This is a genomic window from Antarctobacter sp. (assembly GCF_048262615.1).
GTDB lineage: Bacteria > Pseudomonadota > Alphaproteobacteria > Rhodobacterales > Rhodobacteraceae > Antarctobacter.
In genome coordinates, this window is sequence record NZ_JBLXFB010000020.1 from 1 (window position 1) to 17,755 (window position 17,755).

A 17,755-nucleotide genomic window follows, 5' to 3' on the forward strand; every position below is an offset into this window, starting at 1 on the left:
GGCCTTGGCGGTGAGGACGGCATGCACGGGATTGAGGGCTATCTGCAAAAGCGGACGGTGTATCAGGCGTTCTGAGGGGTCAGACGTCGCCAAAGGTTTCGCGCACCTGCGCCCAGGCCGTGGCCAGGTGATCGCGCAACCGGGCCTCTGCCGCGTCGGGGTCGCGCATCAGGATCGCGTCATAGATCGCCTTGTGCGCCTCGAGGTTGGCGCGGTTGCGGTCCGGCAGGCGGGGCATCCGCGACCATTGCGGGGCCAGCCAGGTGGTGTAGGCGCGGTGGATCGCGGGCAGGACGGGATTTTGCGGGATCTGGTAGAGCACGCCGTGAAAGGCGTTGTCGGTGCGATAGAATTCCTCACTATCGAGGATCGAGGCGCCATTCGCCTCCAGCGCCGCTGTCAGCGCGGCGATGTCGTGTTTGCTGGCCTCTTTCGCCGCCTGACGGACCAGCGCGGCCTCGACCATGATGCGGCTGTCAAAGAGGTTCTTGACCCCGCCGGGTTCGCCCAGCAAGTGGGTGACGATGCTGCCCACCGCGTCAATCGCGGCGTCAAAGCCGGGTTTGCGCACCACCGGGCGATGGCGCGGCAGCGCCTCGATCAACCCGCGCGAGGACAGGGTGCGCACCGCCTCGCGCACGACGGTGCGCGAGATGCCGTATTCTTCCATCAGGTCGCGTTCCGGCGGCAGCGGCTGGCCATCGGCCAATGTTCCGGCCCGGATGCGGTCTGCAATGCTGCGCACAACCTGATCTGCGGCGCGCCCGGAGTCGTCCTGTGGTGCCATGGCTCTTGGTCCTGTGCTTTCTTGGGAAACCGGCGTTCCTAATTGGACCAGCTTCGGCGCAGAAGTCAATTTGCCGCGTTTTGGTACGACTAAAACTGGAAAGTTTCGGTTATGTGTTGACTTTCAGCCGAAACATCGGGCAAATGGCGCAATCTTGGTACGATCAAAATTGCCCGAGGCCACCGCCATGACACCTGCATCCCCCGCCGACCGCATCGCCCGCGTCACTGTCCGCCGTTTTGACGTGCCACTGGCAGAGGTGCTGAGTGACGCCAAACACGGCGATCATACACATTTTGAGTTGATCACCGCCACCATCACGCTGGCGGACGGCAGCGAGGGGACCGGGTATACCTATACCGGCGGCAAGGGCGGGCGCGCGATTGCGGCGATGATCGAACATGACCTTGCACCGTTTCTGGTCGGCAAATCCGCGACGGATGTCGAGGCGCTGTATGACGCGATGCAATGGCATGTGCATTACGTGGCGCGCGGCGGCGTGGCGTCCTTTGCAATCTCTGCCGTCGATATCGCGCTGTGGGATCTGCGCGGCAAACGCACAGACCAGCCGCTGTGGCAGATGGCGGGCGGGGCAGGGGACCGCTGTCGCGCCTATGCGGGCGGGATCGACCTGAACTTTCCCCTGCCGAAACTGCTGGACAGCATTCGCGGCTATCTGGAGGGCGGCTTTGACGGGGTGAAGATCAAGGTGGGGCAGCCGACGCTGGCCGAGGATGTGGCGCGGGTGAAAGCGGTGCGCGAGGTGATCGGCCCAGATGTGACATTCATGGTCGATGCCAATTATTCGATGGAAGTGGATCAGGCGATCGAGGCCGCGCGCGCCTTTGCCCCCTATGACATCACGTGGTTCGAGGAACCGATTATCCCCGACAATTACAAGGGCTATGGCCGTATCGCAGAGGCGACGGGGATGCCCCTTGCAATGGGGGAGAACCTGCACACGATCCATGAGTTCGAATACGCGGTTGCCGACGCGCGCTTGAGCTTTCTGCAACCGGATGCGTCCAACTGTGGTGGGATCACCGGCTGGTTGCAGGTTGCCGGGCTGGGGCGCGCGCATGGCATTCCGGTCTGTAGCCACGGGATGCAGGAATTGCACGTCAGTCTGGTGTCAGGGCAGGGCATTGGCTGGATCGAGGTGCATTCCTTTCCCATCGACACCTACACAACCCGCCCTTTGGTTGTCGAAGATCACATGGCCGTCGCCCCGGATACGCCGGGCACAGGGGTGATTTTCGACTGGGACAGATTGCAAGCCGCTCATGAGGAGATGCACGGATGACAAAGATCGACGCCGCCTTTTATCGCGGCAACCGCACCTTTACCGTTGAACAGGCCGAGGCCCCCGCGCCCGGCCCCGGTGAGGTGCAATTGCGCATTGCCTATTGCGGCATTTGCGGCACCGACATGCACGTGTTTCACGGCAATATGGACGCCCGCGTCGGCCTGAACCGCATCGTCGGGCATGAGATGTCCGCCGTGGTGGCGGCGGTGGGGGAGGGCGTGACCAATGTCACGCCCGGCCAGAACGTGGTGGTGCGCCCGCTGGATCCTTGCGGCACCTGCCCGGCCTGCACGCGCGGGCATTCCCACATCTGCCATAACCAGAAGTTCCTTGGCCTTGATACCGATGGCGCCATGCAGGAACTGTGGAACGCGCCCGCCCATACGCTGCATATCCTGCCAGAGGGGATGCGGCTGGACCACGCCGCGCTGATCGAACCCGTCGCCGTGGCCTGCCATGACGTGCGCATGGCCGCCGTGCAGCCGGGTGAGGACGTGGTGGTGATCGGCGGCGGCCCCATCGGTGTGCTGGTGGCCATGGTCGCGCGCGAGGCGGGCGGCAAGGTGGTGCTGTCCGAGGTCAATGAGACCCGGCTGGAGATTGCGCGCAAGCTGGGCTTTGACACGGTGAACCCGGCCAAAGAGGATCTGAAAGCGGTGATAGAGGCGCGCACCGGCACCAAGGGTGCCGATGTGGTGTTCGAAGTCTCAGGCTCGCAGCCCGGTGTGGACGCGATGACGGCGGTGGCCGCCACCCGCGCGCGGATCATCATGGTGGCGATCCACGCCAAGAAACCGACCGTCGACATGTTCCAGTTCTTCTGGCGCGAGCTGAAGCTGATCGGCGCGCGGGTCTATGAGCCCGAGGATTACGACAAGGCGATTGCCTTGGTTGCGGACGGCAAGATCGACGCGGAAACGGTGATCACCGACGTCAGCCCGCTGCGCGACATTCAGGCCGCCTTTGAAAGCCTTGACGCCAGCCCGACCGCGCTGAAAAGCCTGATCAAGATCGGAGAGACCGCATGAACGTGATGAACGCCTTTGACCTGACCGGAAAAACCGCCCTTGTGACCGGGTGCAAACGCGGCATCGGGCGCGGTATGGCCGAGGCACTGGCGCAGGCGGGGGCCGATATCGTGGGTGTCAGCGCGTCTCTGGCGCCGGGATCCGAGGTGGAGCAGGCGGTGACGGCGCTGGGGCGCAAGTTCACCGCTTACCAGTACGATTTTTCCGACCGGGCGGCGGTGACGGGGTTTGCCGCGCAGGTCGAGGCGGATGGGGTCAAACCCGACATCCTGATCAACAACGCCGGCACCATCAAGCGCAAGCCAGCGGCAGAGCATCCGGATGAGTGGTGGGACGAGGTGATCGAGGTGAACCTCTCGGCGCAGTTTGTGCTGTCCCGCGAAATCGGGCGCGGGATGGCTGAACGGGGCAGGGGCAAGATCATCTTTACCGCTTCGCTGTTGACCTTTCAGGGCGGGATCACCGTGCCGGGCTATGCGGCGTCGAAGGGCGGGATCGGGCAGTTGACCAAGGCGCTGGCCAATGAATGGGCGGGCAGGGGCGTGAACGTCAACGCCATCGCGCCGGGCTATATCGCCACCGACAACACGCAGGCCTTGCGGGACGATCCGGACCGCTCCGAGGCGATCCTTGCGCGCATCCCGCAAGGCCGTTGGGGCACCCCCGCCGATTTTGCCGGTCCGGCGGTGTTCCTGTCCTCCGCCGCGTCGGACTATGTGAACGGTGAGATCCTTGTGGTCGACGGCGGCTGGATGGGACGGTGACCCATAATAGAGCCGCCCAGCGTTCAGGTGATGGAGGGCGTCCCGCTGAGGGGCGCCCAAATTCGTTTTGTCCTGTCTATGGTCCAGCAGTTCGCGCCAGTGGCGGGGGCTGGCCGTACGCTGCGGGGTAAGCTGCGGGCCGAAGCCGTCCGCCAATCGGGATATGTCGCCAGTTGCCCCTGCGCGGGATTGTCGGGTAGAGGTAGAGGCCCCGGAGCCCTCGTTCTGGGCTGCCGGAAATTGCTGCACGCGGCGCGCCAACAAGGGGTCAATCCGCCCCCTGAATTACGCCCTGCGCCGCAAGGCTTGTGATCTCTGCTTCGTCGCAGCCAAGGGCCTCTTTCAAGACGCTGCGGGTATTCTCCCCAAGCAAGCTGGGTGCGCGTGCCGCTGAGGGTCCTTCACCGTCGAACCGGATCGGGCTGCGGACCAAACGCAACTTGCCCTCGGTCGGATGATGGGCGGTTTCCAGCAGCCCGCGGGCGGCGACATGAGGCTGCTCCAGCGCATCGCCGATGGACAGGATCGGAGCGTTGGGCACATCAAACTCGCTGAGACGTTGCAGCCAGAATTCTGTCGTGTCCCGTGACATCCGGTCGTGGATGATCTGCTGCAAGGCATCCCGATGTGCGAGACGCGACTCGTAAGCGGCGAAGCGCGCGTCCTCGATCAGCTCGTCATGATCCAGACAGCGCGCGAAATTGTGCCAGAACCGCTCGGTCAGGCAGGCGACGATGACGTGTCCGTCCGATGTCGGGAAGGACCCGTAGGGCACGATGCTGGGGTGCTGGGTGCCGACGGGTTGCGGGCTCTGCCCGGTAACGAGATAGATCTGAGACAGGTAGCCTTGCAGGGCAATGAGGCTGTCGAGCATCGCCACCTCGACATGGCGTCCGGTTCCGGTTGCATTGCGTTCGTGCAGCGCCGCCAGCAGGCCGAAGACCGAAAAGATGCTGCCGGCCATGTCGCCCAGCGGAACGCCCAGCTTGTTCGGCGCCTGACCCGGTTCGCAGTTGACGCTCATCACACCGGACAGGGCCTGCGCGACAATGTCGAAGGCGGGTTTGTCGCCAAGCGGGCTGTTCTGTCCAAAGCCGGTGATCGAGCAGTAAATCAGGCGCGGGTTATCCTGTTTCAGGGTTTCGTATCCGATACCCAGCCGGTCCATGACGCCGGGGCGAAAGTTTTCCAGCACGATGTCGCTCTGCCGCGCAAGATCCCGCGCGATCCTGACACCCTCGGGCGATTTGAGGTTCAGCGCGATGCTTTGTTTGGACCGGTTGAGCGCGATGTAGTAATGGCTGAGCTTGCCTTGGAACGGCGGAAAGTTTCGCGTCTCGTCGCCTTTGTCCAGCGGTTCCACCTTGATCACCTCGGCGCCAAGATCGGCCAGCACCATGCTGGCATAGGGGCCCGACAGGATTCTCGAAAAATCCAGAACCTTGACCCCGGCCAGCGGCCCCGAACGTGTGTTTGTGTCAGTCATGTTGTCTGCCCCGCTTGAGACGATATTTTCATGATGGCCGACGCGGACGCGACCGGCCCGTTGCCCGACGTGATTTCGGCATCGACAAAGATCAGCGATCGCGTGCTGTGGCGGATCGTGGCGCGTGTTTCAAGAAAGTCGCCAGCCCGCGCAGCCCCAAGGAAACGAGTATCCATCTGGACCGTGACCGTGGGCTGCCGGTCAGCCGCGTTCCATGCGACGATGGCGGCCACCTGGTCCAGAAGGCTGGTCAGGACGCCGCCATGCACAAGGTCGATATGGTTCCTGTGTCCGTCGTTGGTCTGGAAACCGTAGGTGTTTTGATCCTCGAATCCGGTCGAGCGCAGCAGGGGGCCGATCTGCCCCATGAAGCCCTCGATCCGGATCGGCTTCCAGCCATCTGGTGGCGTGTCTTGGTTGGTCAATGATTAACTCCCTGTATCGATCTGAAGGTCCTGTATTTGATCGCGGACCGTTTGCATGGCTTTGGCGAGCTTTGGGATTTCCTTGTCCTTCAGCCTCTCGGAGATGCCGATGGCGACAATGGATCGCGACATTGCACCGTTTTGTCGGAAGAAGGGGACCGCCACGACGGTCACGCCCGAGATGTATTTCCCCTGATCGACGGAATAGCCGCGGTCCCGCGCCTGTTGAACCTCGTCCAGCCACGTCTCGAAGGACGGCGGATGGTCCCAGACCAGCTTGTCGAACCCGTCGCGGAGCGCGGTTTTCTCCGCCACGTTGAAGGCCGCGAACAGACGGCCGGTCGCACTGATCAGTGCCGGGAAGCGGCTGCCGAGATCGACCTGAAGACGGAAGGGAAGGGTGGATTGCGACAGCGCGACCACGATCATCTGGCTGGGTTCGGCCAGTTGGGTTGCAATGCCGGTGACGCCGAACTTTTCCGACAGGTTGGACAGTTTGGGCTGGATCAGCGTCGAGAACGAGTTGCGCTGCAAGGCCGATCTGGCAAGTGGCAGGATGCCGATTCCGATCGAATAGCGCTTGGTGCTCGAATCGAAATCCACCAGGCCTTCATCCTGCAAGACCCGGAGAATGTGCAGGCATGTGCTTGGCACGAGATCCAGTTCGCGCGCCATGGGATTAACGCCGACCGGTTCGGATGATCGTGCCAGAAACCTCAATATTGCCAATGCTCTGGAGACCGCCGGCACCTGCCGTTTGGTCGATGAACTGGTCTTGTCGTTGGTCATTTCTCGCCTCGTTTACGCTGAAATTCATTGTCTATATACAATAAGAATAGCGTATTGACAATACTTGCCTGCGATCCTTACCGTTGTCAACGAACCGGATGACCACCTCGCGGTGCACCGGATACGAGACTTGGGAGGCAGCGCGACATGACCCGCCTGACGAATTTCACGTCCTACGCAGACGCTCAGAAGCACTATTCGAAGGAGGGGCTCTGGGCCCTGTTCGACGGCACGCGAGAGCGGTTCAACATCGCTCATGAGTGTATCGACCGGCATGCGGAGGGCGACGCCGTGGCCTTGCGGGTCGCGCATTCGGATGGCGCAGATGAAATCGTCACCTTCGAGGAGGTTTCACGCCGGTCATCCCAGATCGCGCATTTCCTGAAGGGCCGGGGACTTGGCAAGGGCGACCGTGTCGCGGTGATGATTGACCCGTCGCTGGCCTTTTATTGCGCGCTGTTCGGGGTGATCAAGGCCGGTGCTGTCGCGGTGCCGATGTTCTCGCTGTTCGGTCCTGACGGTATCCGGTTGCGCGTCGGCGACTGCAAGCCCGAGATCTTTTTCACCAACGCCGAAAAAGCGCCCGAGGCGATCGAGGGCGGCGCCAAGAACGTCACCGTGGTCGATCAGGCTTTTCTCGACGGGCTGGCCGATCTTCCGGCAACATTCGAGTGGGACACCGCGGGCCGCGATCTGGCGGTCCTGCAATACACCTCGGGGACAACGCGCGCATTGCCCGCCGCGGTCGAGCACAGTCACCAGTCGATCGTGACACTGATGGTCGCCGCGCTTTACGCCACCGGCATCCGTCCGGGCGACAGGTTTTTTTGCCCGTCTTCTCCGGCCTGGGGTCATGGGCTGTGGCATGGCACGCTTGCCCCGTTGGCGATGGGCGTCTCGACCGGCACTTTCAGCGGCAAGTTCGATCCGGTTCGCCTGCTGAAGGCCTTGCAGGACTTCAAGATCACCAATCTGACCGCCGCCGCCACGCATTATCGCATGATGCGCAATTCCGGTGAGGCCGAGCGGTTCACCTATTGCTTCGACAAGCTGTCCTTTACCGGCGAACCCATCGACTCCGAGACGGCCGCTTATGTCGAACGCGTGTTCGGCACCAAGGTCCGGTCGATGTACGGCACGACCGAGATTGGCGTGATCATCGCCAACTATCCCGGCGCCGACGATCTAGAGGTGCGCGACGGTGCCATGGGCAAGGCCGTGCCCGGCGTCGAGGTCGAGGTGCAGCGCGGCGACGGCACGTCTGCCGATCCCGGCGAGACCGGCGAGCTAATGGTGAAGAAGCGTGGCGAATGGTTCCCGACCAAAGATCTGGGTCGTGTCGACGAGGATGGATATTTCTACCACGGCGGTCGAGCGGATGACGTGATCATCTCGGCCGGCTGGACCATCGGCGCGGTCGAGGTCGAAGACGCGCTGCTGAGCCATCCGGCGGTGGCCGAATGTGGCGTGGTCGGTGCACCCGATACGGTGCGCGGTCTGGTGGTGAAGGCGTTCATCATCCTCAAGCACCCCGAGTCCGAAGGTCTGGTCGAGGACATCCAGAACCATGTCCGCGCCCGTCTCGCGCGGCACGAATACCCCCGTCGGATCGAGTTTGTCACCGATCTGCCCAAAACGCCCGCTGGCAAGGTCAACCGCAAGATCCTGCGCGACCGCGAAGCCACGAAATCTCGCGCAGCGGAATGATCCGCGCGCCCCAATCAAGTTCCGAGGAGAAGTAGAACATGAACGAAATGACCCACAAGAAATTCCCAAAGATCACGCAGGAAGGCTTGGACGATCTGCGCAAGCGCATCGGCGTGAAGATTGAAAAAACGGTTGAGCCCTGGTGCTACGAGGCGACCCGCGACAATATCCGCCACTACGCCCACGGCATCGGCGACGACAACCCGCTGTGGTGCGATCCCGACTATGCGAAAACCACGAAATATGGGGACGTGATCGCATTGCCGAGCTTCCTCTTTGCCACCAATCGGATCATTTCGGGGTATGTCGGCGGTCTTCCGGGTGTCCACGCCATGTGGTCCGGCGCCAACTGGAACTGGCACAAGACGATCACCCGCAACATGGTATTCCGCACCGAAGCTGTGCTGAAGGATCTGATCGAACATGACACCCGTTTTGCCGGACGCGCCGTGCAGCAGATCTACCACGTGGATTTTTACGATGCCGCAACGGGTGACCTCGTGGCCGATGCCGACAGCTGGTGTTTCCGCACCGACCGGGATCAGGCTCGCGAAAACGGCACCAAGTATACCGAAGCCAAGGAAAAGGGCCGTCGCGTCTGGACCGAAGAGGAACTTCAGAAATACTACAAATACTACGAGCAGGAGACGATCCGCGGCTCTGAGACCCGCTATTGGGACGACGTCGCCGAGGGCGAAGAACTGCCGACCATGGTCAAGGGGCCGATGACCGCCACCGGTTTCATCGCTTATGCGCAGGGCTGGGGTGGTCTTTACATCCGCGCAAACAAGCTGGCGTGGCAATTGCAGCAGAAGCATCCCAGCGCCGGCCCGAAAAACCGATACGGCATTCCCGACTGCCCCGAGCGGGTGCATTGGGAAGAGGAGTTCGCACTGGAGGTCGGCGCCCCCGGCGCCTATGACTACGGCCCCGAGCGCACCTCCTGGCTGACGCACCAGATTACCAACTGGATGGGCGACGACGCCTTCCTGCGTCAGGCCAAGTGTCAGGTCCGTCGGCACAATCCCGAAGGCGACATCATCCTGATCCACGGAACCGTGACGCGCAAATTCGAGCAAGACGGTCGTTACCTGCTGGAGATCCAGCAGCGCGCCGAACAGCAGGACGGTGAGCTGTCGGCCATGGGCTCGGCCATCGTCGAGTTGCCCAAGCGCTGAGGCCGGCAACTGCAACGGCAAAGGGAGGCAAGGCCGATGTTTGAAAAGGTTCTGAGCAAGGTTGAGGACGTGCTGCACCTCGCGGGCTGTCTCAGCCTTGTCACGGTGGCGGTGCTGATCAACGGCGATATCCTGCTGCGCCTGATCGCCAATCGACCGGTGCAAATCCAGTTCGAACTGACCGAACTGTACCTGATGCCGGCCCTTGCCACCCTGTCACTGTCGCGGGTTTTCCGCGACGGTGGCCACCTGGCGCTGGAATTCACCCCCGAACGCCTTCCTGGCGTATTCGGGATGGTGATCGCAAAGCTGCGCCTTTTGTTGCCGGCGGCCTTCTTTGCCGCCGTCACCATCATGTCCGGAAAGTTCGCCTTTGGCGCCCTTGCCCACGGCGACGTGGAATACGGCGTGATCGATTGGCCGCTTGGATGGGCCTATGCCGTCGTCCCCTTGGGATGCGGCGTGCTGGTCCTGCGGCTGCTGCACGATGCGCTGAATCCGCGTGTCGCGGCAGACACCTGAACAAAATCCATGGGAGGAGAAACACAATGAAGACCACAAAGTCTTTCGCAGCGGCGCTGATGGCCGCGATCACGCTCGGAACTACGGGCCTCCAGGCCGAGACGCTGCGCCTGGGCGACTTCCAGTCCACGAGCCATATCGTTTCCGTCGAGGGCACAACCCGCTGGATGGCCGCTGTCGAAGAGGCGACCGGCGGAGGCATCACGTTCCAGCACTTTCCGTCGCAGCAGGCCGCCAAGTCAAAGGCCCAGCTTGATGCGGTGAACAACGGTATCCTTGATGCGGCGCTGCTGGGTACGCCCTATCACGCCGATGTGCTTCCGCTCAATTCCGTGGTGGCGCTGCCGGGGTACTACGGCTCGGCTGTCGAGGGCACGGTGGCGCTTCAGACCATGCTGGACGCGGGCCCGCTGCGCGACGAGATCCTCGCCACCGGCGTCACGCCGATCTTTGGCTTTGTCCTGCCGCCTTACCAGGTGCTGGCCAAGACCCGGCTGGGTGCCCCCGCCGACTGGGACGCGCAGGATATCCGCACCTCCGGGTCGACACAGGCGATGACGGCGCGTGCCCTTGGCGGCGTCGGCATCTCGATCCCCGGTCCCGAAGTCTACACCGCTGTGGAACGCGGTCGGCTTGATGCGGTGCTGTTCCCGCTGGCCTCTGTGCCCGGCTACAAGCTGAACGAGGTGGTCAGCCACATTTCCACCAACGGATCCTTCGGCGGCTACAGCTTTGTCATGGTGGTCCGCAGCAACCTGTTCGACAGCCTGCCCGAGGAAACGCAGGCCACGCTGCTCAAGCTGGGCGGCGAGACCGCGCAGCACGTCGCCGAAGCGCAGGATGCCTCGGTTGCCGGTCTGATCGAGGAATGGAAGGCAGAGGGCATCGACACCTACACCTTCACGGACGAGGAATTGGCCGACATTGCGCAGCAACTGACGACCGTCAGCGCGGACTGGGCCGAGCGCATCAATAACGACAAGGCCGCAACGGTTCTGGAAAGCTACGGCACCCTGACCCGCAACTGAGCCGCCCTTCGTATCACCGCCTACGGCCAGCCGCCGCATCCGGCGGCCGGCCCTCCATCCAAGAAATCGCAAAGGCCACATATGCTGACCTTCATTGCCATCCTCGTCCTATTGGCCCTGCTCATGGCCTTCCGCGTGCCCATTGCCTTTGCAATGGGGATCGCCGGAACGCTTGGTCTTGCGGCCCAGCTGGGCATGCGCCCGGCCCTCGCGGTGCTCGAGAGGACATTCTTCGACAGCTCCGCCTCGTTTATCCTTGTCGCCATCCCGCTGTTCATCCTGATGGCCGAGCTTCTGACCGCCGGGGATGTCACGCGACGCGCCATCATCGCCTGTCAGGCGTGGATTGGCCACGTCAGGGGCGGGCTGGCCATGGCGACGGTCGCCGCCTCGGTGATCCTCGCCGCACTGGTCGGCAGTTCCACCGCCTCGACAGCGGCGATGTCGGCCTCAGCCTTTCCGGAAATGCGGGCGCACCGCTATTCCGATCGGCTCGCGGCGGCGGTGGTCAGCGTCGGCGGCACCCTTGCCGTGGTCGTTCCGCCCTCGATTGTCCTTGTGGTCTATGGCGTGCTGACGGAAACCTCGATCGGCAAGCTGTTTATCGCCGGCATCCTTCCCGGCCTGCTGACCGCCTCAGGTCTTGCCGTGGTGATCAAGATCATCGCGCATACCACCGATCAGGCCCCCAGAGGCGAGGCCTTCGTCATGAAGACAGCCGTCAAGGAAAGCCGTCACGTCATCCCGATGGTGCTGCTGATGGTGGCGGTTATCGGCGCGATCTACGGCGGTATTGCTTCTCCGTCAGAGGCGGCGGCGCTGGGAGTGATGGGGTCGCTGGTTATCGTGCTGATGCAGCGCACGCTCAGCTTTGTTCAGCTTAACAAGTCGATCAGCAGCGCGATCCGCGCCACGGTGATGATTGTCGCCATTGTGGCCTGTTCGGCGATCTTCTCGAATTATCTGGCATTCACGCGTATCACCCATGCCATGTTGGAATTCGTCGCCGCGACAGAGATGCGCCGCGAGGTCATCATGGGGATCATCATCCTGGTGTTGCTGGTGATGGGCATGTTCATGGACCAGCTCGCGATCCTGTCGCTGGCGATGCCGTTGGCCTTTCCGACGGCGATGGCACTGGACTATGACCCGATCTGGTTCGGGATCGTCGTCACCAAGACCGTCGAGATCGGATTGCTGACACCGCCGCTGGGCCTGAATGCCTATGTCGCAGCGGCCCAGACACGGGTTCCCCTTGGCACGATTTTTCGCGGCATCCTGCCGTTTCTCGGGATGGAGCTTGTCGTGTTGATCCTGTTGCTGTCCTTCCCGCAGATCACGCTTTTTCTGCCCGATCTGATGACGCGGTAACAGCGCACCCGCTTTCCCGACGCAGGCTTTTTCACCCTTCACCTGAAGGGACGGGAGAGCCGTGCGCAGACAAGACACGGAGACCGAAAACAGATGAGCATTTTGCAAAGCAGCCTAGGCCCCAACACGCCGGACTTTGCCGAGAACGCCGCCGCAATGGAGGCGCAGTACGCTGCGGTCGCCGACAGGGCGGCGCAGATCATGAAGGGCGGTTCCGAAGGGTCGCGCCAGCGGCATGTCTCGCGCGGGAAACTCCTGCCGCGTGACCGGATCGAGGGCCTTCTGGATGCCGGGTCTCCGTTCCTGGAGGTCGGGCTGTTCGCCGCGTCGGGCATGTACGGCGACGAGGTGCCCTCGGCCGGGGCCATCGCCGGGATCGGCCGGGTCGAGGGGCGGGATTGCATGATCCTGTGCAATGACGCCACGGTCAAAGGTGGCACCTATTTCCCGATGACAGTGAAAAAGCACCTGCGGGCGCAGGAAATCGCCGAGGAAAACCGCCTGCCCTGCATCTACCTTGTCGACAGCGGCGGCGCGAACCTGAACAATCAGGACGAGGTCTTTCCCGACCGCGACCATTTCGGGCGGATCTTCTTCAACCAGGCGCGGATGTCGGCCAAAGGGATTGCCCAGATCGCCGTTGTCATGGGGTCCTGCACCGCGGGCGGCGCCTATGTGCCCGCGATGAGCGACCAGACGATCATCGTGCGTGAACAGGGGACGATCTTTCTGGCCGGGCCGCCGCTGGTCAAGGTTGCCACGGGCGAGGTCGTCGACGCCGAGACTCTGGGCGGCGGAGATACCCACACGCGCCTGTCCGGCGTGGCCGACTACCTTGCCGACGACGACCGGCATGCGCTGGCTCTGGCGCGCGAGATCGTCAGCCATCTTGGCCCGGTGCCCCGGCCCGACGTGGATTTCCGGCCCCCCAAGGTTCCGTTGTTCCCGGCAGACGAAATCATGGGCATTGTCCCCGCCAGTGAAAAGACCCCCTATGATGCGCGCGAATTGATCGCTCGACTGGTGGATGGCTCGGACTTTGCCGAGTTCAAGCCGCGCTACGGCACCACACTGGTCACCGGATTTGCTCATATCGACGGGGTGCCGGTGGGGATCATCGCCAACAACGGCGTGCTGTTTTCCGAAAGCTCTACCAAAGGCGCGCATTTCATCGAACTGTGTTGCCAGCGCAAGATCCCACTGCTGTTTCTGCAAAACATCACAGGCTTCATGGTCGGCTCGAAATACGAGGCGGGCGGTATCGCAAAAGACGGCGCCAAACTGGTCACGGCGGTGTCGACCGCCTCGGTGCCCAAGATCACGGTGATTGTCGGCGGATCCTACGGCGCGGGCAACTACGGTATGTGCGGGCGCGCCTTCGGGCCCCGGTTCGTCTGGATGTGGCCCAACGCACGGATTGCCGTGATGGGGGGTGCGCAGGCCTCTGGCGTGCTGGCGGATGTCCGACGCGCCGCGATCGAGGCCAAGGGCGGCACCTGGTCGGCAGAGGACGAGACAACCTTCAAGCAACCCACGCTCGACATGTTCGAGCAGCAGTCCAAGCCGATCTATGGCTCGGCCCGACTGTGGGATGACGGGATCATCGACCCGCGCAAGACCCGCGACGTGGTTGCCCTGTCGCTGCGCGCGGCGCTGAACGCGCCCGTCGGGGATACGAAATTCGGCCTGTTCAGGATGTGACGATGACCCAGACCTTTTCAAAGATATTGATCGCCAACCGTGGCGAAATCGCCTGCCGGATCATCCGCACCGCCCGCGACATGGGAATTGCCACGGTGGCCGTGTATTCCGACGCCGACGCAGGATCGCTGCATGTCACGCTGGCCGACGAGGCGATCCACATCGGGCCGTCACCGGCCGCGGAGAGCTATCTTTTGGCCGGTCGGATCATCGATGCGGCACGGCAGACCGGTGCGCAGGCGATCCATCCGGGATATGGGTTCCTGTCCGAGAACCCGGATTTTGTCGACGCGGTGCAGGCGGCGGGGCTGGTCTTTATCGGCCCGTCGGCGCAGGCAATCCGGGCCATGGGCCTGAAGGACGCCGCCAAGGACCTGATGGAACAGGCGGGCGTTCCCGTCGTGCCCGGCTATCAGGGCGAAAGCCAGGATCCGGCGTTCCTGTCGGCCGAGGCCGAGCGCATTGGCTATCCCGTGCTGATCAAGGCTCGCGCCGGGGGCGGCGGCAAAGGCATGCGCAAGGTCGACCGGCCCGAGGATTTTGCCGACGCGCTGACATCTGCGCGGCGCGAGGGGCAGGGCGCCTTTGGCGACCCGCATGTGCTGATTGAGAAATACATCACCACCCCGCGCCACATCGAGGTGCAGGTCTTTGGCGACAATCACGGCCAGGTCGTGCACCTGTTCGAGCGGGACTGTTCGTTGCAGCGGCGCCACCAGAAGGTGATCGAGGAAGCCCCCGCGCCGGGGATGACGGATGACGTTCGTCGGGCCATGGCCGATGCGGCGGTCAAAGCCGCGCAGGCCATCGATTATACCGGCGCGGGGACCATCGAGTTCATTGCCGACGGATCTGGCCCGCTGCGCGCGGACGGGTTCTGGTTCATGGAGATGAACACCCGCCTTCAGGTCGAACACCCGGTGACAGAGGCGATCACCGGCGTCGACCTCGTCGAATGGCAGATCCGGGTGGCTGCGGGTGAGCGACTGCCGCTGCGGCAGAAAGACCTGTCGATCACGGGCCATGCCTTCGAGGCGCGGCTGTACGCCGAAGACCCGTCCAACGGGTTTCTGCCCGCCACCGGCAAGCTTGAGCACCTTGCGTTCAGCGATCATGCCCGCAATGACACCGGCGTACGCGGGGGCGATGTGATCAGCCCGTTCTACGATCCGATGATCGCAAAGATCATTGCCAATGGCACCGACCGCGACAGCGCGCGCCTGTCGCTGTTGTCGTCGCTGCGCAAGACGCATGTGGTCGGGACCGTCAGCAATGCGGGTTTCCTTGCAGCGTTGACGGATCATGCGGGCTTTGCCGCCGGGCAGTTCGACACCGGTCTGATCGAGCGTGATCTGGCGGACCTCGTGACCGCCCCGGAGCCGGGCGGCGTGCATATTGCCATTGCCGCGTTTGCGGCGCTGGGGATCGAACCGGCCTCGCCGCACTTGGGCTGGCGGCTTTGGGGCGATGCGGTGCATGACCTGACCTTGTTGCACGACGGCAAACCGCTGTGTTGCCGGTTGACGCTGTCCCCAGAAGGGTTGGTGACATTGCTGCAAGACGGGCAGGACATCATCGGCCTGCGGGATATTGTCTTTGATGGCGCGGCATTCTCTGCCCGCAGCGGAACGACAAATGCGCAGGTCTCTGCCTCCGTCTGCCTTGCCCGACGGGACGGGGTCTTGTTGGTCTCTGTCCTGACCAAAGCAACCACCTGCGAGTTTCTGCTTCCGGATCCAAGATCAGGCAGCGCCACGCTTGTCGATACCAGCGACAGCGTGGTGGCCCCCATGACCGGCATGATCGTCGCGCTTGACGTTGCCGCCGGGGATGAAGTCACCGAGGGGGCGCGGCTGGGCGTGATGGAGGCGATGAAGATGGAAACCGCGTTGATTGCCCCGCGGGCCGGCACCGTGGCCGAGGTGCTCTGCGCTGCGGGTGACGCAGTCGAGGGGGGCGCGATCCTTGTCAATTTCGAAACGGAGGTGGCCCTATGACCCGCGATGTCCGTATTTTTGAAGTCGGCCCGCGCGACGGATTGCAGAACGAAACCTCGCTGATTCCGACGCCGGACAAGATCGCGCTGATTGATATCTTGTCCTCTGTCGGGTTCGACCGGATCGAGGCGACCAGTTTTGTCTCCCCGAAATGGGTGCCGCAATTGGCCGATGCGGGCGATTTGATGGACGGTATCACCCGCAAGGCGGGCGTGCGCTACGCGGTTCTGACGCCGAACCTGACAGGCTTCGAACGGGCGCTTGCGGCCGGGGCGGATGAAGTCGCGGTTTTCGCCTCGGCCTCCGAGGCGTTCAGCCTGAAGAACATCAACTGTTCGATCGCGGAAAGCCTTGATCGGTTCGCCCCGCTGATGGCGGCGGCGCGCGCCGCTGGCCTGCCTGTACGAGGCTACGTGTCCTGCGCGGTAGAGTGCCCCTATTCCGGCGCGGTGGACCCGGAACAGGTCCGAGACGTGGCCGTGACGCTGGATCAGATGGGATGCTACGAGATCTCGCTTGCCGACACGATCGGTCGCGCGAAACCCGAGGCGGTGTTTGCCATGCTTGAAACCGTTCTCGACTTCATCCCGCCCGCGCGCCTTGCCGGGCATTTTCACGATACCGGCGGACAGGCGCTGGACAGTGTCGCGGTTGCGCTGGAGCTTGGCCTGCGGACGTTCGACGGCGCGGTGGGCGGTCTGGGCGGATGCCCCTATGCCCCCGGCGCAAGGGGCAATCTATCGACGCGGACTCTGGCCACGTTCCTCGCAGAACGCGGATTGCGCACCGGGATCGACTTGGACCGCCTGGCACAGGCCGAGCGTCTGGTTGCCGGTCTCTCCGGCAATCCTGCCCCTCTCAAGGAGCATTCGGCATGAGCTTTGAAACCATTCGCGTAACCCAAGATGCGCGCGGCGTGGCGACGGTCACTCTGGCGCGGCCCGACAAACACAATGTGATGAATGCCCCGATGATCGCCGAACTGACAGAGGCGGCGCTGTCACTGGGTGCGGACACGGCAGTCCGCGCCGTGATCCTGACCGGTGAGGGGCGCAGCTTTTGCGCCGGTGGGGACCTGGGCTGGATGCGCGCGCAGGCTGAAAAAGACCGGTCGGGCAAGATGCAGGAGGCAAAATCGCTGGCGCGGATGCTGGGGCTGTGGGATGCGCTGCCCAAGCCGGTGATCGGACAGGTGCACGGTGCGGCCTATGGCGGCGGCATCGGGTTGATCGCGGTTTGCGATATCGTCATCGCCGAGGAAAACACACGATTTGCGCTGACGGAAACCCGGCTTGGCCTGATCCCGGCGACCATCGGCCCCTTTGTCGTGCGCCGCATGGGCGAAGCCTTTGCCCGGCAGGTGTTCTTTACCGCGCGCCCGTTTGACGCGGCTTTTTTGATGCGCGCCGGTCTGGTGGCCCGGATCTGCACGTCTGACGGGCTTGCCGATGCGGTACAAGAGGAAGTGTCCGCCATTCTCGACTGCGCGCCGGGTGCCGTTGCGGCGGCCAAGGCGCTGTGTCGGAACCTTGCCGGTCCGGACCCGATGCAGGCCGCGGACATAACGGCGGGCGCCCTTGCCGACCGCTGGGAAACAAAGGAAACGCAAGAGGGCATTGCCGCCTTCTTTGCCAGGGAAACGCCGTCCTGGCGGACCACAGCCTGA

16 protein-coding genes are annotated in these 17,755 nt (G+C 63.2%); 12 read left to right on the forward strand and 4 right to left on the reverse strand.

Going from position 1 to position 17,755, the window contains the following annotated elements; translation table 11 throughout:
- Positions 1-79 precede the first annotated feature (79 nt).
- Complete coding sequence (locus tag ACN0S5_RS18115; protein ID WP_417210145.1) at positions 80-787, reverse strand: FadR/GntR family transcriptional regulator; 708 nt, start codon at positions 785-787, stop codon at positions 80-82.
- Between the two features lie 187 nt (positions 788-974).
- Between ACN0S5_RS18115 and ACN0S5_RS18120 the strand changes: the two genes are divergently transcribed.
- From ACN0S5_RS18120 to ACN0S5_RS18130, 3 genes are read left to right on the forward strand one after another with little or no spacing between them, the layout of a single operon-like run.
- Positions 975-2,090 carry a mandelate racemase/muconate lactonizing enzyme family protein gene (locus ACN0S5_RS18120; protein ID WP_417210146.1) on the forward strand — a complete coding sequence of 372 codons (1,116 nt, stop codon included), beginning with the start codon at positions 975-977 and terminating at the stop codon, positions 2,088-2,090.
- Positions 2,087-3,121: a zinc-dependent alcohol dehydrogenase gene (locus tag ACN0S5_RS18125; protein WP_417210147.1), complete on the forward strand. Its 1,035-nt coding sequence runs from the start codon at positions 2,087-2,089 to the stop codon at positions 3,119-3,121. The genes ACN0S5_RS18120 and ACN0S5_RS18125 overlap by 4 nt, the downstream gene beginning before the upstream one ends.
- Before the next feature lie 5 nt (positions 3,122-3,126).
- Entirely contained in the window at positions 3,127-3,885 is a 759-nt protein-coding gene (locus tag ACN0S5_RS18130) for an SDR family oxidoreductase (RefSeq protein ID WP_417210220.1), read from the forward strand.
- Positions 3,886-4,153: 268 nt separating this feature from the next.
- Here the strand turns inward: ACN0S5_RS18130 and ACN0S5_RS18135 are convergent, their stop codons facing one another.
- The 3 genes from ACN0S5_RS18135 to ACN0S5_RS18145 are packed head-to-tail and all read right to left on the reverse strand — an operon-like array spanning position 4,154 to position 6,585.
- Positions 4,154-5,371: a CaiB/BaiF CoA transferase family protein gene (locus ACN0S5_RS18135; RefSeq protein WP_417210148.1), complete on the reverse strand. Its 1,218-nt coding sequence runs from the start codon at positions 5,369-5,371 to the stop codon at positions 4,154-4,156.
- The gene (locus tag ACN0S5_RS18140; protein ID WP_417210149.1) at positions 5,368-5,796 is read right to left on the reverse strand and encodes a PaaI family thioesterase; all 429 of its coding nucleotides are present in this window, start codon (positions 5,794-5,796) and stop codon (positions 5,368-5,370) included. Before ACN0S5_RS18140 ends, ACN0S5_RS18135 begins: the two co-directional genes overlap by 4 nt.
- A 3-nt stretch (positions 5,797-5,799) precedes the next feature.
- Entirely contained in the window at positions 5,800-6,585 is a 786-nt protein-coding gene (locus ACN0S5_RS18145; RefSeq protein ID WP_417210150.1) for an IclR family transcriptional regulator, read from the reverse strand.
- A 147-nt stretch (positions 6,586-6,732) separates the two neighbouring features.
- Here ACN0S5_RS18145 and ACN0S5_RS18150 point away from each other — a divergent pair, with 147 nt between their 5' ends.
- The 9 genes from ACN0S5_RS18150 (at position 6,733) to ACN0S5_RS18190 (ending at position 17,755) form a co-directional block, all read left to right on the forward strand.
- Positions 6,733-8,292, forward strand: a complete 1,560-nt coding sequence (locus ACN0S5_RS18150; protein WP_417210151.1) for an acyl-CoA synthetase — start codon at positions 6,733-6,735, stop codon at positions 8,290-8,292.
- A 38-nt stretch (positions 8,293-8,330) separates the two neighbouring features.
- Entirely contained in the window at positions 8,331-9,470 is a 1,140-nt protein-coding gene (locus tag ACN0S5_RS18155) for an FAS1-like dehydratase domain-containing protein (RefSeq protein ID WP_417210152.1), read from the forward strand.
- Positions 9,471-9,506: 36 nt separating this feature from the next.
- Positions 9,507-9,992: a TRAP transporter small permease gene (locus tag ACN0S5_RS18160; protein ID WP_417210153.1), complete on the forward strand. Its 486-nt coding sequence runs from the start codon at positions 9,507-9,509 to the stop codon at positions 9,990-9,992.
- Positions 9,993-10,018: 26 nt separating this feature from the next.
- Positions 10,019-11,020: a TRAP transporter substrate-binding protein DctP gene (dctP, locus tag ACN0S5_RS18165; RefSeq protein WP_417210154.1), complete on the forward strand. Its 1,002-nt coding sequence runs from the start codon at positions 10,019-10,021 to the stop codon at positions 11,018-11,020.
- An 81-nt stretch (positions 11,021-11,101) separates the two neighbouring features.
- Positions 11,102-12,391: a TRAP transporter large permease gene (locus tag ACN0S5_RS18170; RefSeq protein WP_417210155.1), complete on the forward strand. Its 1,290-nt coding sequence runs from the start codon at positions 11,102-11,104 to the stop codon at positions 12,389-12,391.
- A 93-nt stretch (positions 12,392-12,484) separates the two neighbouring features.
- The gene (locus ACN0S5_RS18175; protein WP_417210156.1) at positions 12,485-14,092 is read left to right on the forward strand and encodes a carboxyl transferase domain-containing protein; all 1,608 of its coding nucleotides are present in this window, start codon (positions 12,485-12,487) and stop codon (positions 14,090-14,092) included.
- Positions 14,093-14,094: 2 nt separating this feature from the next.
- On the forward strand, positions 14,095-16,089 hold the full coding sequence (locus tag ACN0S5_RS18180; RefSeq protein WP_417210157.1) for an acetyl/propionyl/methylcrotonyl-CoA carboxylase subunit alpha: 1,995 nt from the start codon (positions 14,095-14,097) through the stop codon (positions 16,087-16,089).
- Positions 16,086-16,967 (forward strand): hydroxymethylglutaryl-CoA lyase, encoded by an 882-nt coding sequence (locus tag ACN0S5_RS18185; RefSeq protein ID WP_417210158.1) that lies wholly within the window; start codon positions 16,086-16,088, stop codon positions 16,965-16,967. Before ACN0S5_RS18180 ends, ACN0S5_RS18185 begins: the two co-directional genes overlap by 4 nt.
- Complete coding sequence (locus tag ACN0S5_RS18190; RefSeq protein ID WP_417210159.1) at positions 16,964-17,755, forward strand: crotonase/enoyl-CoA hydratase family protein; 792 nt, start codon at positions 16,964-16,966, stop codon at positions 17,753-17,755. Before ACN0S5_RS18185 ends, ACN0S5_RS18190 begins: the two co-directional genes overlap by 4 nt.